Here is a 14,679-nt window from a genome sequence, read left to right as displayed (position 1 = left end):
GCTTCGCTCCTTGCTTCGCCCTAGAATGACGATCGCGATGGGTGTTTCGGCCAATCTCCACCTGCCAACGCAAACAGAGCCGACCGGTCAAAATCCCCTGTGCAGTGCCACTAGTTCCTGTCGACCGGCTTGGATCGCATGCGCGAAACCGTCTCGCGCTCGGCGCGCTTGGAGCGCAGGGGCGGCAGGCCGCGGTCGATAAGGTCCATGTCCTCCAGCACCATGTCGCCCATGCGCTTGAAGGCAACGTCGAGCGCGCCGGCGCGATGCGCCGAACGCAGGAAGCCGGGCAGGGTGCGGACGGGATGGTCCTTTGCCAGCGGCTCCTCCGGGAAGACGTCGCTCGCGGCGACGATGTGGCCGCTCTTCACCGCTTGCATCAATGCCGGGAAATCGACGACGCCGGCGCGGCTGAGCAGGATGAAGGCTGCGCCCTTGCGCATCCTGGCAAAGGCGTCGGCGCCCAGGAAACCCTGATTCTCGCTGGTCACCGAGGCGACGACGAAGACGAAATCGCTTTGCGACAGCACCTCGTCCAGCGAGGCCGGCTCGACGCCGTTGTCGATCAGGATCGACGGTGGCAGCCACGGATCATAGACCTTGGTGCGGGTGCGAAAACCGGTCAGCAGGCGGTTGAGCGCCCGGCCGAGATCGCCGAAGCCGATGATGCCCACATCTGCGCCGGAGAGAAGCCGCGCCGTCTGGTTGCCGTCGCCGCCCCAGAGCTCCTTGCCCTGCCGGAAGGCGAGGTCGGCGTCGACAATGTCGCGCGCAAGGTTCAGCGCCATGGCAAGGCCGAGTTCCGCGACCGGCTCAGCAAAGACCAGGCCCGTGGTGACGACATGGATGCCGCGCGCAAACAGCGTCTCATAGGGCATGTTGTTGAGCAGGTTGGTCTCGACATTGAAGATGCAGCGCAGCGCCTTCAGCTTCTCCAGCGTCTCAGCTGAAATCGGCGGCTGGCCGATGATAAAACGCGCCTCGGCCAGAGTTTCGGCGGGCATGGCGGCAACGCCTTCCGGGGTGGTCTCGACAATGCGATAGTGTTTGCGCAGGCGCGCCAGCTGCGGCGGCGTGAAGATGAGCTCCAACGTGCGCGGTTCGGGCGCGCTGATGACCAGCGGCAAGGCTTTGTCGGGCATGTTTTTCCTCCGGGCGCGATTGGATCGCGTCAATCACGCATTCAAGTCTTACTCCCGATGAAACGATTTACAAGAACGAAAAATCGATTTATCGATTACAATAGCGAGGCAGAAAATCGGCTGCCTGCCCCTCGGGAGGAGGTCAATGGCACAACACCAAACCCGGCAGCGGCGTCCGTCGATCCACGACGTCGCAAGCCATGCCGGCGTGTCCGCGGCCACCGTCTCCAAGGTGCTGGCCGGCGTCACCACGGTCAAGCCCGAAAACGCGCAGCGTGTATTCGATGCCGTCGAGCATCTGGGCTATCGCGTCGATCCTTTAGCCTCTGACATGCGCAGGGCCAAGCGCCGCATCATCGGCGCCATCATGCCGGAATTCGAAAGCGAGTTTTTCGGTTCGATGGTCACCGAGCTCGAAGGCCTTGCTGAGCAGCGCGGCTACACGTTGGTCGCCGCATCGAGCCGTGAATCGGAGGCGCGCGAGAAGGAAATCCTTGCCCGCATGCATGACTGGCGCGTTGCCGGCGTCGTGCTGGCGCCTGTGCGCAACGAGCATGGTCCGGCGGCCGCCTTCATGAAAGCCCACGGCATGACCAGCGTGCTGATCGACCGCGTCTTGTCCGACGACGCTTTCGACACGGTATCGGCTGATAGTTTCGCCGCCAGCGCCGAAGTGGCGCGGATGCTGATCGGCAATGGGCACAGCCACATCCTGGTCATCGGCCTTGCCGAGCAGGCGGCGACGGTGCGGGCGCGCCTGGAAGGTTTTCGCAGCCAGGCGCTGGCGCTCAACCCATCGGCGCGCATCGACGTCATCACCTCGGAGGTCAGCGTCGAGCCGCTGAGGTCCTCGCTGCGCGAATACTTCGCCAGGGGAGAGCGGCCGACCGCCGTTTATTCGCTGCTTTTGAAGGGCACGCTCGTCGCGCTGTCCGAATTCCGCCGGCGCGGCTGGCATTGCCCGAACGACATCTCGCTGGTCGGCTTCGACGACGCGGAGTGGATGCAGGTGACATGGCCGGCGATCGCCGCCGTGGTGCAGCCGGTGCACCGGATCGCCAGCGAGGCGATGAACCTTTTGTTTCGCAGGGTCGACGGTGATGTGGGACCACCCACGGCGCGGCTCGAGCCCTGCCAGGTGTTGATGCGGGAATCCGTTGGCTCGCCAGGCAGCGGTCCGCATTCCGGGGGAGGAGACCGACAACAGCCCCCATTGTCGTGAGCGGAAGCATGCGCCGGCCCTGGCCGTGGCATCCGGCGCCAAGGATCAACGGAGGATAGAATGATATCGCATTTCCCCAGGATAAATCGATTTACCATTGCCATCTGCGCCGCGCTTGCGTTTTCCGCCGTCGGCGTTGCCAATGCCGAGGACGGCGAATATGGCGTGCTGATGAAGACGCTGGCCAACCCGTTCTGGGGCGCGATGGCGCAGGGTGTCGCGGACGGCGCCAAGGAAGCCGGCGTGAAATATTTCCAGCAGGCGGCCGAGAGCGATCAGGCGGCCGAACCGCAGCTCAACCTTTGCAACACCATGCTCGAGCGCAAGCCGGTGGCGATGATCACCGCAGCCATCAACTCGACCAATCTTCTGCCTTGCCTGAAGTCGGCGCAGGAGGCCGGCATCAAGATCGTCGACCTCGACAACAATCTCGACCAGGCGGTGCTCGACAAGGAAGGCGTCAAGGTCACCTTCCATATCGGCTCCGACAACATCGCCGCCGGCGCGCAGGGCGCCGAATATCTGGCCAACAAGCTCGGCAAGGACGCCAAGGGTCCGGTGCTGGTGATCGAGGGCCTGTCCGGCAACATCACCGGCGAGAAGCGCGCCAAGGGTTTTGCCGACAAGCTGAAGGAGCTGGCGCCCGGCCTCGAAATCGTCGCTTCACTGCCGGGCGACTGGGATCGCGGCAAGGCCGCTTCGATCGCCACCGACACGCTGACGGCGCATCCCGATCTCGTCGCCATCTTCTGCGCCAATGACGGCATGGCGCTTGGTGCAGTCGAGTCTGTCTATGCGGCGGGCAAGGGTTCGCAGGTGACGATCATCGGCGTCGACGGCAACGTCGACGCGGTGAAATCGATCAAGGAAGGCCGCCTCAATGCCTCGGTGGCGCAGCTTCCCTATCTCGTCGGCAAGCAGGCGGTGGAGAACGTCAAGAAGGCGCTGGCCGGCGAGAAGGTCGAGGACAGCATCGCAGTACCCACGCTGGTGCTGACCAAGGACGTGATCGACGCCGGCAAGGAGCCGATGCTGCAATATGTGAAGTAAGCAGGGAATAGGCAGTAGGCAGTAGGCAGTAGGGAAGAAGCGGTTCGTACCGCTCGGATCGCTTTCATATTTTCCCTACTGCCTAAGCCCTACTGCCTACTGCCTTGCAGCCCTCTCTCAAGGTGCAAAGACATGGCTTCTGAACAGCCCGGCTTCTGGGCTCGGGTGCAGCGAGCATCCGTCGAAAGGCTCCACATCCGGCTGGAGTCGCTGGTGGTGCTTCTGGCGCTGAGCACGGCAATGGCGCTCTTGTCGCCCTATTTCCTGTCGCTCAGCAATTTCCTCAACATCCTTTTGGCCACATCGACGATCGGCGTGCTGGCGATCGCTGCCACCTTCGTCATCGGTTCGGGCGGGCTCGACCTGTCGCTCGGCTCGGTCATGGGGCTTGCGGGCGTCGCAGGCGCTTTCGCGGCGGTCAATCTCGGCTGGCCGTCGGTCTTCGCCGTCGCCGCCTGCATCCTCGCAGGCGGGATCGCCGGCTACATCAACGGTCAACTGGTCACCCGCGCCTTCGTGCCGGCTTTCATCGTCACGCTCGGCATGCTGGGCCTGGCGCGCGGGCTGGCGCTGGTCATCTCGCAGGGCAGGGCGATCTACGGACTGCCGCCGGAGCTCGTCTATATCGGGCAGGGGCGGCCGTTCGGTGTCCCTATGCCGGTGATCATCCTGGTGCTGACGGCCATCGTCGCGCATGCGGTGCTTGCCTATACGCGTTTCGGCCGCCACACGCTGGCGCTGGGAGATAGCGAAGGTGCTGCGCGAGCCGCGGGCATCCGCGTCGAGCATCACCGCCGCATCATCTACACGCTGTCGGGCGCGCTGGCCGGGCTTGCCGGCCTGCTGTTCACCGCCCGCGTCAATGCCGGCGACCCGACCGCCGGCATCAACTACGAGCTCACCGCCATCACGGCTGCGATCATCGGCGGCACCAATCTGTTCGGCGGCCGCGCCTCGATCCTCGGCACGATGATCGGCGCGCTGATCATGGGCGTCTTGCAGAACGGGCTGACGCTGCTTGCCGTGCAATCCTATTACCAGCAGATGGCGATCGGCGCGGTGCTGATCCTCGCGGTCTTCATCGACCAATACCAAGTGCGGAAGGAGTCGCGCGTATGACCCTGCTTTCGCTGCGCGGCATCCGCAAAAGCTTCGGCGCGGTCGACGTGCTGCATGGCGTCGACCTTTCGGTCGCGGCCGGCGAGGTGGTCGGGCTGGTCGGCGACAATGGCGCCGGCAAGTCGACGCTGATGAAGACCATCACCGGCATCTACCGTGCCGACACCGGCTCGATCGAGTTCGACGGCAAGGATATCCTGGCGCTGGACCCCGGTCAGCGGCGGCGCCTCGGCATCGAAATGATCTACCAGGATCTTTCTTTGGCCAAGCAGCAGGACGTGGCGTCGAACATCTTCCTCGGTCGCGAACCGACGAAAAAGTTGCTCGGCCTGTTCCCCGGCTTCGTCGACAAAAGCGAGATGGATCGCCAAGCGTCGAAAATGATCGAGCGGCTGGGCGCGCATTTGCCGTCAATAAACCGGTCGGTCGGTTCGTTTTCCGGCGGCCAACAGCAGACGGTGGCGATCGCGCGGGCGCTCACCTTCAATCCGAAGCTCGTTATCATGGACGAGCCGACGGCCGCACTTGCCGTGCGCGAGGTGCAGAGCGTGCTCGACCTCATCCGGCGGCTGAAGTCGGAAGGCATCGCCGTCATCCTGATCTCGCACCGGCTGAACGACGTGCTGTCGGTCACCGATCGCATCGTCGTGCTTCGCCACGGCAGGGCGGATGCCGATCTCGTTACCGCCAGGACCAACATGAACGAAGTCGTCAGCCGCATCGTCGGCGGCGGCGATACGGCCGCAGCGGCGGCGCATGAGCAACGAGGCTGACATGAACACTTTCGGACTGCACACTTTCGCCATCGCGCCGGTCTGGGACCTCGCCCGCATCGAGCCGCAGATGGACAGGCTCAAGGAATATGGCATCGGGCTGATGGAGATCCCTTTGCTTCGGCCTGAGGAGATCGACACCAAGCGGACGCGCAGCTTTGCCAATCACTATCGTGTTGAACTGGTCCCCTCGCTCGGCCTGCCGCGCGCGCTCGATGTGGTCGAACGGCCGGACGAGGCGCTGGATTTCCTCGAACCGGCTTTCCGGGTCTGCAATGAGGTCGGCGCGGAAGCGCTCGGCGGCGTCACCTACGGCACGATCGGCAAGACCACCGGTCGGGCGCCGACGCAAAGGGAAATCGACGGTATGTGCCGTTTCCTCGAACGCGCGGCGAAAGCGGCGAAGTCGCGCGGCCTGAAGCTCGGCATCGAGCCCTGCAACCGCTACGAGACGCATCTGATCAACCGCGGCATCGACGCGGCAAAGATCATCGAGCGCATCGGCGCGCCCAACATCTTCATTCATCTCGACACCTACCACATGCATATCGAGGAAGAGAGCTTTGCTTCCGGTTTCGAGGCGGCGGCGCCCTATCTCGGTTATGTGCATGTATCGGAGGCCAACCGCGGCGTGCCGGGGCGAGGCATGCTCAACTGGGCAGCCTGCATGAAGGCCATCGCCGACATCGGCTACCAGGGCGCGATCACGCTCGAAAGCATGAACCATGTCGATGTCGACATTGCCGGCGGGCTCGCCGTCTGGCGGCCGGTGGCGGAAGATCCGCGCGACGTGATCGAGGTCGGCCTGCCGTTCCTGCGCGAGGAGGCGAAGAAGGCGGGGCTGACGCTCGGGTAGGCAGCAAGCTCCCCCATAGGAAGCCGGCCGAAGCAACCCTGGACGGTTTCGATTTACCGAACCAAATAGCTGGTGCAATGTGGGTTCAGAGGATCGGAACCGTGCCATTCGTCAGCATAGGCGGCATCACGCTGCACCACCGCTACATTGAGGCGACGGGCATTTCGCGCCCAATCATCTTCATCAATTCGCTCGGCACCGACTTCCGGATCTGGGACGATGTCGTCGCGCGTCTTGAAGGCGAAATGCCGATGCTCGTCTACGACAAGCGCGGCCACGGCCTGTCAGACATCGGCAACGGGGTGCATTCGATAGACAACCATGTCGACGACCTCCTGGGTCTCATCGATCATTTCGGTTTCGACAAGGTGGTGCTGTTCGGCCTGTCGGTTGGCGGCCTGATCGCGCAGCGGCTCTATACCCGTCATCCAAAATGTGTCGAGGCCCTGATCCTCAGCGACACAGCGCACAAGATCGGCACCGCCGAGAGCTGGAACACGCGCATCGCGACCGTCGAGCGCGACGGCATAGAGGCGATCGCCGACGGCGTGCTGCAAGTGTGGTTCACCCCCGATTTCCATGCCAGGCGCGCGGCCGAGCTGGCCGGCTGCCGCAACATGCTGATCAGGCAGGCGCTGCCTGGTTATATCGGGACATGCGCGGCGGTGCGCGATGCCGATCTTACCGACGCGGCGCGGCGTATCGCTGCGCCGACGCTCTGCATCGTCGGCGACCAGGACGGCTCGACGCCACCCGACCTTGTTCGCTCGCTGGCGGATCTGATCCCCGGCGCGCGCTTCGAGGTGATCCGCAACGCGGGACACATCCCGTGCATCGAGCAGCCCGAGGCGCTCGTCACCTTGATCCGCGATTTCGTCGCCTCGTTGCCTGAGGGAAAGTCTGATCATGAATGATGTCGCGAAGGACCGCTACCGGACTGGGCTCGAGGTCCGTCGCGCCGTGCTCGGCGATCCGCATGTCGACCGCGCCGAGGCTGCCGCGACCGATTTCGACCGGCCGTTCCAGCAGCTGATCACCGAGGCCGCCTGGGGAACGGTGTGGGCGCGGCCCGGCTGGTCGAAGCGCGAACGCTCGATCGTGACGCTGGCGCTGCTTGCAGCGCTTGGCCATGACGAGGAGGTCGCCATGCATGTGCGCGCCACCGCCAACACCGGCGCCTCGCGCGAGGACATCTGCGAAGCCTTCCTGCATGTCGCGATCTATGCCGGGGTGCCGGCCGCCAACCGCGCCTTCAAGATCGCCAAGGAGGTGTTTGCGCAGATGGACGGGGCCGCTCATGGCTGAGGCCGGCTCCAACCGGGCGCCGGAAACCGGCGCCTTCTTCCAGCGCGACCGCCAATGGCATCCGCCGGCGTTGACGCCGAGCTACAAAAGCTCGGTGCTGCGCTCGCCGCAGAAGGCATTGGTGTCGTTCGACAACACGCTGTCGGAATCGACCGGCCCGGTGTTCGGGCATGCGATGCTCGGCGAGTTCGACAACGACCTGATACACAATTTCGCCAGACCCGGCGAGAGCGCCATCGGCGAGCGCATCATCGTTCATGGGCGGGTGCTCGACGAGCGCGGCAAGGGCGTGCCCGGCGTGTTGCTCGAATTCTGGCAAGCCAATGCAGGCGGCCGCTACCGGCACAAGAGGGAGGGGTATCTTGCGCCGCTCGATCCGAATTTCGGCGGCTGCGGACGCGCGATTACCCGCGAGGACGGCGGCTACGCCTTCCGCACCATCAGACCCGGGCCGTATCCCTGGCCCAACGGACCGAACGACTGGCGGCCGGCACATATCCATTTTTCCGTGTTCGGCCACGGCTTCGCGCAGCGCCTGATCACGCAGATGTATTTCGAGGGCGATCCGTTGATCTGGCGCTGCCCGATCGTCGGCGGAATCTCCAACAAGGCAGCCATCGAGGCGCTGATCGCCGCGCTCGACATGCAGTCGACGATCCCGATGGATGCGCTCGCCTACAAGTTCGACATCGTGCTGCGCGGGCGACGCTCGACGCTGTTCGAGAACAGACCGGAGGGCAATTGATGGCACAGTCGCTCGACCGGTTGAAGGAGAGCCCTTCGCAGACCGCCGGGCCCTATGTGCATATCGGGCTCACGCCCAATTTCTGCGGCATCGGCGGCGTCTATGCGAGCGACCTCGGCTCGTCGATGATCAACGGCGAGACCAAGGGCGAGCGTATCGAACTGCATATCCGCGTGCTCGACGGCACCGACACGCCGCTCAAGGATGCGTTGATCGAGATCTGGCAGGCGGACGCCAACGGGTTCTACAATTCACCGGCCGAGATGCGTGGCGCCGCCGATCCGAATTTCCCTGGATGGGGCCGGCAGCCGACCGACATGGAAACGGGCGTCTGCCTGTTCCAGACGATCAAGCCGGGCCGCGTGCCGTTCCGCGACGGGCGCCTGATGGCGCCGCACATCACGCTTTGGATCGCAGCGCGCGGCATCAATGTCGGCCTGCATACCAGGCTCTATTTTTCGGACGAGGAAAAGGCCAATGCCGAGGACCCGATCCTTGCGCGCATCGAGCATCGCCTGCGTGTGCCGACGCTGATCGCCGAGCGCCGGGGCGATACTTACGTCTTCGACATCCACCTGCAGGGGGAAAAGGAGACGGTCTTCTTCGACAGCTGACCGTGGCCGCCATGACCGTTTCGCCCTTCGATCACCCGCTGCTTTCCGGCCTGCTCGGCGACGAGGAGGCGGCCAGACATTTTTCCGTCGAAGCCGACATCGCCGCGATGCTCCGCTTCGAGCGGGCGCTGGCCGAGGCGGAAGCCGAGTGCGGCGCGATACCCCGCGATGCGGCGGCGGCGATCTCGAAGGCGCTGGCGGGGTTCCGGCCGGACACGGCGAAGCTGCGCGCCGGCGTCGCCACGGACGGTGTCGTGGTGCCGGAACTGGTGCGACAGATCAAGGCTGCCGTCGGCCCGCCGCACGATGCGCACGTTCATTTCGGCGCGACCAGCCAGGATGTGATCGATACGTCGCTGGTGCTGCGCCTGGGCTCGGCGGTCGAGCATGTCGGCCTGCTGCTCAGCGAGAACGTCGTGCGGCTCGCCGGTCTCGAACAGGATTTCGAGGGCAGGGCGATGATGGCGGTGACGCGCATGCAGCCGGCGATACCGATCGCCATGACCGACCGGATCGCTTCCTGGCGAGCGCCGCTCCAGCGTCACCAGGAACGTTTGAAGGAGCTCTCCGGCCGGCTGCTGGTGGTGCAGTTCGGCGGCGCCGCCGGCACGCTGGAAAAGCTCGGCGACAAGGCCGCCGCAGTGCGCGCCGCGCTTGCCGGCAAGCTCGGCCTTGCTGACGCGCCGCAATGGCACAATCAGCGCGACGCGCTCGCCGAGTTCGCCGGCTGGCTGTCGCTGGTGACCGGCAGCCTCGGCAAGTTCGGGCAGGACGTTGCGCTGATGGCGCAGGCGGGAACCGATATCAAGCTGTCCGGCGGCGGCGGTTCATCTACCATGCCGCACAAGCAGAACCCCGTGAAGGCGGAAGCCCTGGTGGCACTCGCCCGCTTCAATGCCGTCCAGCTTTCCGGCATGCACCAGGCGCTGGTGCATGAGCAGGAGCGCTCGGGTTCGGCCTGGACGCTGGAATGGCTCATCCTGCCGCAAATGGTCGTGGCGACGGCGGCCGCGCTGAGGCTTGCGGCCGAGTTGGCCGCGCAGGTCGAGAGCCTCGGTCATTGATGCGCACGCAGGTCGCCATCATTGGCTCCGGGCCGTCCGGGCTGTTGCTCGGCCAATTGCTTGCCACGATTGGCGTCGAGACAACCATCATCGAGCGGTCGAGCCGCGAGCATGTGCTTGGTCGGGTGCGCGCCGGTGTGCTCGAACAGGGTACGGTGGACCTGCTCGGCGAAGCGGGCGCGGCGGAGAGGCTCTATGCACAAGGCCTGCAGCATGCCGGCATCTCGCTCGCCTTCGGCGGCCGCGCGCATCGCATCGACATAACGGCGCTCACCGGCGGCAAGCATGTGACCGTCTATGGCCAGACCGAGGTGACGCTCGATCTGATGCAGAAGCGCGAAGCGGCGGGTCTCCTGACCGTCTTCGAAACGTCGGATGTCGCGCTGCATGATTTCGGCGGTGCGTCGCCCTTCGTCACCTACGACAAGGACGGCCTCACGCATCGCATCGACTGCGACTTCATTGCCGGTTGCGACGGCTATCACGGCGTCAGCCGCCGCTCGGTGCCAGAGGGCGCACTGAAGACGTTCGAGCGGCAATATCCGTTCGGCTGGCTGGGCGTGCTGGCCGAGGTGCCGCCGGCCGACCGCGAGCTGGTCTATGCCAACCATGAGCGGGGCTTTGCGCTCTGCTCGATGCGCTCGCCGCAGCGCAGCCGCTACTATGTGCAGGTTCCGGCCGAGGAGCGCGTCGAGGCCTGGTCGGACGACCGCTTCTGGGACGAGTTGCGCCGCCGCCTGCCGCCGGCGACGGCTGCCGCCGTCACCACCGGTCCATCGTTCGAGAAGTCGATCGCGCCGCTGCGCTCCTTCGTCGCCGAGCCGATGCGCATCGGCCGGCTGTTCCTGGTCGGAGACGCCGCCCATATCGTGCCGCCGACCGGCGCCAAGGGCCTCAACCTCGCTGCCAGCGACGTGCGCTATCTGTTTGCCGGGCTTCGTGAATTCTATCGCGAGGGCTCGCAGACAGGACTCGACGCCTATTCGGCCAAGGCGCTGGCGCGGGTGTGGAAAGCGGTGCGCTTTTCCTGGTGGATGACGACGATGCTGCACCGTTTTCCGGAGACGGGCGCGTTCGGCCAACGCATCCAGGAAGCCGAGCTCGACTATCTCGTGCATTCGAGAGCCGCATCGACCGCACTCGCCGAGAACTATGTCGGCTTGCCCTATTGATCTGCCTGGGCGGTCAAACCCGCTCCAGCGCGATGGCGATGCCCTGGCCGACGCCGATGCACATGGTGGCCAAAGCCAGCTTGCCGCCGCGCTCGCGCAGCTCGAGCGCCACCGTGCCGGTGATGCGCGCGCCCGACATGCCAAGCGGGTGACCGAGCGCGATCGCGCCGCCGTTCGGATTGACGTGCGCGGCGTCCTCGGCGATGCCGAGCTGGCGCAGCACGGCAATGCCTTGCGAGGCGAAAGCTTCGTTCAATTCGACGACGTCGAACCGGTCTGCTGTAACGCCAAGGCGGGCGCAAAGTTTCTCGGTGGCCGGCGCCGGGCCGATGCCCATGATGCGCGGCGCCACACCGGCGACGGCACCCCCGAGGATGCGGGCGATCGGCGTCAGGCCATGCTTCTTCGCCGCGGCTTCCGAAGCGATGATGAGGGCCGCCGCACCGTCATTGACGCCGGAAGCGTTGCCGGCGGTCACCGTGCCGCCGTGGCGGAACGGCGTCGGCAGTTTGGCCAGCGCTTCTATGGTGGTGCCGGCGCGGGGATGCTCGTCCTTGGTCACAACGACCGGCTCTCGCTTTCTCTGCGGGATGGTCACCGGCGTGATTTCCTTCGCCAGCCGGCCGCTCTCTTGCGCGGCGACCGCCTTGTCCTGGCTGCGCACGGCGAAGGCGTCCTGGTCCGCGCGGGAAACGGAAAAATCCTCGGCCACGTTCTCGCCGGTCTCCGGCATGGACTCGACGCCGTACTGCTTCTTCATCAGCGGGTTGACGAAGCGCCAGCCGATGGTGGTGTCGTAGATCTCGGCATTGCGCGAGAAGGCGGCGTCGGCCTTCGGCATGACGAAGGGCGCGCGGCTCATCGATTCGACGCCGCCGGCGATCATCAGCTCAGCCTCGCCCGATTTGATGGCGCGTGCGGCGATGGTGACAGCATCCATGCCAGAGCCGCACAAGCGGTTAACGGTCGAACCAGGGATGTCCTGCGGCAGGCCGGCGAGCAACAGCGCCATGCGCGCCACGTTGCGATTGTCCTCGCCGGCCTGGTTGGCGCAGCCATAGACGACGTCGTCGACGGCCGCCCAATCGACGCCGGCGTTGCGCTCGACCAAGGTCCTCAGCGGGATGGCGCCGAGGTCGTCGGCGCGGACGGAGGACAACGAGCCGCCGAAGCGGCCGATGGGCGTGCGGATGTAGTCGCAGATGAAGGCGTCGATCATCTAGGCAGCTTTCCCTTCGGCGATCCCTTGATGCGCCGCCTTGGTGCGGGCCTGCAGGTCGCGCAATGTCTTCAGCTCGAGTTCCGTCGGCGCCGGCGTCTCGTCAAGAGCCTCCGCGAACTTGACCGTCCAGCCACAGGTCTCCTGCACCTGCTCGCGCGTGACGCCGGGATGCAGCGACACTACGGTAAACTCCTTGGTCACAGGGTGCGGCTTCCAGAGGGCGAGGTCGGTGATCAAAAGGGTCGGCCCGGCGGTATCGATGCCAAGGCGCTTGCGATGATCGCCGCCATCGCCATGGCCGAAGGAGGTGAAGAAGTCGATCTTTTCGACCATGCCGCGCTTCGACTGCGCCATGGTGATGTAGACCTGCCTCGACGAGGTGGCGATTTCCGGCGCGCCGCCGCCGCCGGGCAGGCGGGTCTTCGGATGCGCATAGTCGCCGATGACGGTTGTGTTGATGTTGCCGAATTTGTCGAGCTGGGCGGCGCCCAGGAAGCCGATCGAGATGCGGCCGCCCTGCAGCCAATAGCGGAACATCTCCGGCACCGAGACGGTGGCGACCGCGGTCTCGCACAATTCGCCGTCGCCGATCGACAGCGGCAGAACGTCGGGGGCGGCGCCGATGGTGCCGCTCTCGTAGATCAGCGTGATGTCGGGCGCATGGGTCAGCCGCGCGACGTTGCAGGCGGCCGATGGCGCGCCGATGCCGACGAAGCAGACATCGTCGCTCTTCAAGGCGCGGCTGGCGGCGATCGTCATCATCTCGTTCGGGGTGAAACCAATATCCTTCGCGTCGCTCATGCGGCTTTCCTCAGATGCTCGACGCGGCCGGCAAAGTCGTCCGGGCTGCTCTCGATGACGTTCTGCTGCATCCACGCCTGGAAGCGGCCGCGGTCGGCGGCGATCTCGTCCCATTCGAGATAGGCGGCGTTGTCGCGCTCGTAATAGCCATGCGTGTAGGAGGGATGCGAGCCGCCGGGCACGACCGAAATGGCCGCGATCGTCCAGTTGGGCAGCACCGTGAGATTGGGGTGGAGGTCGTCGAAATTGTCCACCATTTCCTCGACCGTCACAACAGCGCGCTTTGCGGCAAGGACGGCCTCCTTCTGGATGCCGATGATGCCCTCGACCAGCACATTGCCTTTCCGGTCCGCCTTCTGCGCGTGGATGAAGGTAACGTCAGGCCTTATCGCCGGGACAGCGGCCAGCACCTCGCCGGTGAAAGGGCAAGTGACGGATTTGATGTTCGGATTGACCGCCGCAAGACCGGCGCCGCGATAGCCGCGGAACACCGCGCAGGGCAGGCCGGCGGCGCCCGCCTCGTAGGCATTGGCCATGCCGGCGTGGCTGTGCTCCTCGATCTCGATGGCTCGGGGAAAGCCGTTCTCGATGGCGTCGCGGGCGCGCCTGAGCAGGCCGACGCCAGGATTGCCGACGTAGGAGAAGACGATTTTCCTCGCCATGCCCATGCCGATCATCTGGTCATAGATCAGGTCAGGCGTCATGCGGATCAGCGTCAGGTCGCGAAAGCCCTGGCGGATCGCCTCATGCGCGGCGGCGGTCGGGATCAGATGGGTGAAACCCTCGAAGGCGACCGTATCGCCGTCATGCAGGTTTTCCGCGACCGCCTCTTTCAGCGGCAGGAACTTGACCATCGGGGCGGCTCCGGAGATGCAAGAAAGTTCGCATTGCGAACATAGTCTTATCACCGGTCGTGCCGCTCTGGGCAAGCCATCGACAAGGCGAGGGCCGATGCCTTCGCCATTGTCGACGAGCAACTGGAGCCTGCGCTCGATCGCCGTGCCGATCACGGACCGCCGGCGCGGAACGCCCCACCGTCGTCATCCACGGGCGGAGCGGGAGCGAAGCGGACGCGTAGACCCAAGGATCCACTCCGTGGCATCCGAGCGTTGCCACGGTGCAGAATTCTGCTCCGCTGCACCTTCGATCAAGGTCACGGAATGGATTCCAGGGTCTCCGCGACGCCGCTTCGCGGCTGCTCCGCCCTGGAATGACGAGGTTGGGAGGCTTCGGCCACCCTGGCGTTTGTGCTGACGTTGCGGAAATGAAAATCCCGTGCCGAGGAACTGGTTCACCAACACAGGGATTTTGAGAGGTTGCCGTTTGTCTTCGAGCAGGATTTTCCGTTCATTTCCGTGAAATCAGCGCAAACGCTGGGGATTGGTTGAAGCCAACCCAACATCGTCATTCTATGGCGGAGCAAGGAGCGAAGCGACGCGCGCAGACCATAGAATCCATTCCGTGATGTCGAGGCGTTGCCACGGTCCAGAATTCCGCACCGCTGCACCCCACGGCAAAGGTCACGGAATGGATTCCAGGGTCTCCGCGACGCCGCTTCGCGGCTGCTCCGCCCTGGAATGACGATCGCGATAGG

15 protein-coding genes are annotated in these 14,679 nt (G+C 65.0%); 11 read left to right on the top strand and 4 right to left on the bottom strand.

Annotated features, from left to right (window positions below; genetic code table 11):
- Nucleotides 1-110 precede the first annotated feature (110 nt).
- Nucleotides 111-1,142 (bottom strand): hydroxyacid dehydrogenase, encoded by a 1,032-nt coding sequence (locus tag FJ980_RS25655; protein ID WP_140546494.1) that lies wholly within the window; start codon nt 1,140-1,142, stop codon nt 111-113.
- Nucleotides 1,143-1,287: 145 nt separating this feature from the next.
- Here FJ980_RS25655 and FJ980_RS25650 point away from each other — a divergent pair, with 145 nt between their 5' ends.
- The 11 genes from FJ980_RS25650 to pobA all read left to right on the top strand — a co-directional run bounded on the left by FJ980_RS25650 (nt 1,288) and on the right by pobA (nt 11,062).
- Nucleotides 1,288-2,364 (top strand): LacI family DNA-binding transcriptional regulator, encoded by a 1,077-nt coding sequence (locus FJ980_RS25650; RefSeq protein ID WP_140546493.1) that lies wholly within the window; start codon nt 1,288-1,290, stop codon nt 2,362-2,364.
- 60 nt (nt 2,365-2,424) lie between these two features.
- Nucleotides 2,425-3,414, top strand: coding sequence for a substrate-binding domain-containing protein (locus FJ980_RS25645; RefSeq protein WP_140546492.1), 990 nt, complete (start codon nt 2,425-2,427; stop codon nt 3,412-3,414).
- A 132-nt stretch (nt 3,415-3,546) separates the two neighbouring features.
- A complete protein-coding gene (locus FJ980_RS25640) occupies nt 3,547-4,533 on the top strand; it encodes an ABC transporter permease (RefSeq protein WP_140546491.1) in 987 nt (328 codons plus the stop codon).
- Complete coding sequence (locus FJ980_RS25635) at nt 4,530-5,306, top strand: ATP-binding cassette domain-containing protein (RefSeq protein WP_140546490.1); 777 nt, start codon at nt 4,530-4,532, stop codon at nt 5,304-5,306. Before FJ980_RS25640 ends, FJ980_RS25635 begins: the two co-directional genes overlap by 4 nt.
- A 1-nt stretch (nt 5,307) precedes the next feature.
- Nucleotides 5,308-6,162: a sugar phosphate isomerase/epimerase family protein gene (locus tag FJ980_RS25630; protein WP_140546489.1), complete on the top strand. Its 855-nt coding sequence runs from the start codon at nt 5,308-5,310 to the stop codon at nt 6,160-6,162.
- 101 nt (nt 6,163-6,263) lie between these two features.
- Entirely contained in the window at nt 6,264-7,076 is an 813-nt protein-coding gene (gene pcaD, locus FJ980_RS25625) for a 3-oxoadipate enol-lactonase (protein WP_140546488.1), read from the top strand.
- Nucleotides 7,069-7,467, top strand: a complete 399-nt coding sequence (gene pcaC / locus FJ980_RS25620; RefSeq protein ID WP_140546487.1) for a 4-carboxymuconolactone decarboxylase — start codon at nt 7,069-7,071, stop codon at nt 7,465-7,467. Before pcaD ends, pcaC begins: the two co-directional genes overlap by 8 nt.
- The gene (pcaH, locus tag FJ980_RS25615) at nt 7,460-8,212 is read left to right on the top strand and encodes a protocatechuate 3,4-dioxygenase subunit beta (RefSeq protein ID WP_140546486.1); all 753 of its coding nucleotides are present in this window, start codon (nt 7,460-7,462) and stop codon (nt 8,210-8,212) included. The genes pcaC and pcaH overlap by 8 nt, the downstream gene beginning before the upstream one ends.
- Nucleotides 8,212-8,826 (top strand): protocatechuate 3,4-dioxygenase subunit alpha, encoded by a 615-nt coding sequence (gene pcaG, locus FJ980_RS25610; protein ID WP_140546485.1) that lies wholly within the window; start codon nt 8,212-8,214, stop codon nt 8,824-8,826. Before pcaH ends, pcaG begins: the two co-directional genes overlap by 1 nt.
- An 11-nt stretch (nt 8,827-8,837) precedes the next feature.
- Complete coding sequence (locus FJ980_RS25605; RefSeq protein WP_140546484.1) at nt 8,838-9,890, top strand: 3-carboxy-cis,cis-muconate cycloisomerase; 1,053 nt, start codon at nt 8,838-8,840, stop codon at nt 9,888-9,890.
- Nucleotides 9,890-11,062 (top strand): 4-hydroxybenzoate 3-monooxygenase, encoded by a 1,173-nt coding sequence (gene pobA, locus FJ980_RS25600; RefSeq protein WP_140546483.1) that lies wholly within the window; start codon nt 9,890-9,892, stop codon nt 11,060-11,062. Before FJ980_RS25605 ends, pobA begins: the two co-directional genes overlap by 1 nt.
- A gap of 13 nt (nt 11,063-11,075) precedes the next feature.
- Here the strand turns inward: pobA and pcaF are convergent, their stop codons facing one another.
- Genes pcaF through FJ980_RS25585 form a run of 3 tightly spaced genes read right to left on the bottom strand, consistent with a single transcriptional unit; the run spans nt 11,076 to nt 13,939 of the window.
- A complete protein-coding gene (gene pcaF / locus FJ980_RS25595; protein WP_140546482.1) occupies nt 11,076-12,281 on the bottom strand; it encodes a 3-oxoadipyl-CoA thiolase in 1,206 nt (401 codons plus the stop codon).
- Entirely contained in the window at nt 12,282-13,085 is an 804-nt protein-coding gene (locus tag FJ980_RS25590) for a CoA-transferase subunit beta (protein WP_140546481.1), read from the bottom strand.
- The gene (locus FJ980_RS25585) at nt 13,082-13,939 is read right to left on the bottom strand and encodes a CoA transferase subunit A (protein WP_140546480.1); all 858 of its coding nucleotides are present in this window, start codon (nt 13,937-13,939) and stop codon (nt 13,082-13,084) included. Before FJ980_RS25585 ends, FJ980_RS25590 begins: the two co-directional genes overlap by 4 nt.
- Between the last annotated feature and the right edge of the window lie 740 nt (nt 13,940-14,679).

It is taken from the genome of Mesorhizobium sp. B1-1-5 (genome assembly GCF_006443065.1).
In the GTDB taxonomy this organism is placed as follows: domain Bacteria; phylum Pseudomonadota; class Alphaproteobacteria; order Rhizobiales; family Rhizobiaceae; genus Mesorhizobium.
The sequence above is the reverse complement of the archived record's forward strand: the minus strand, read 5'-3'. Positions and strand labels throughout refer to the sequence as shown.

Bases quoted from the DNA above. Each gene is read 5' to 3' on its own strand.
- FJ980_RS25605 (WP_140546484.1), top strand. From the start codon at position 8,838: ATGACCGTTTCGCCCTTCGATCACCCGCTGCTTTCCGGCCTGCTCGGC.
- FJ980_RS25650 (WP_140546493.1), top strand. From the start codon at position 1,288: ATGGCACAACACCAAACCCGGCAGCGGCGTCCGTCGATCCACGACGTC.
- FJ980_RS25640 (WP_140546491.1), top strand. From the start codon at position 3,547: ATGGCTTCTGAACAGCCCGGCTTCTGGGCTCGGGTGCAGCGAGCATCC.
- pcaH (WP_140546486.1), top strand. From the start codon at position 7,460: ATGGCTGAGGCCGGCTCCAACCGGGCGCCGGAAACCGGCGCCTTCTTC.
- FJ980_RS25655 (WP_140546494.1), bottom strand. From the start codon at position 1,142: ATGCCCGACAAAGCCTTGCCGCTGGTCATCAGCGCGCCCGAACCGCGC.
- pcaG (WP_140546485.1), top strand. From the start codon at position 8,212: ATGGCACAGTCGCTCGACCGGTTGAAGGAGAGCCCTTCGCAGACCGCC.
- pobA (WP_140546483.1), top strand. From the start codon at position 9,890: ATGCGCACGCAGGTCGCCATCATTGGCTCCGGGCCGTCCGGGCTGTTG.
- FJ980_RS25635 (WP_140546490.1), top strand. From the start codon at position 4,530: ATGACCCTGCTTTCGCTGCGCGGCATCCGCAAAAGCTTCGGCGCGGTC.
- FJ980_RS25585 (WP_140546480.1), bottom strand. From the start codon at position 13,939: ATGGTCAAGTTCCTGCCGCTGAAAGAGGCGGTCGCGGAAAACCTGCAT.
- FJ980_RS25645 (WP_140546492.1), top strand. From the start codon at position 2,425: ATGATATCGCATTTCCCCAGGATAAATCGATTTACCATTGCCATCTGC.
- pcaC (WP_140546487.1), top strand. From the start codon at position 7,069: ATGAATGATGTCGCGAAGGACCGCTACCGGACTGGGCTCGAGGTCCGT.
- pcaF (WP_140546482.1), bottom strand. From the start codon at position 12,281: ATGATCGACGCCTTCATCTGCGACTACATCCGCACGCCCATCGGCCGC.
- FJ980_RS25590 (WP_140546481.1), bottom strand. From the start codon at position 13,085: ATGAGCGACGCGAAGGATATTGGTTTCACCCCGAACGAGATGATGACG.
- FJ980_RS25630 (WP_140546489.1), top strand. From the start codon at position 5,308: ATGAACACTTTCGGACTGCACACTTTCGCCATCGCGCCGGTCTGGGAC.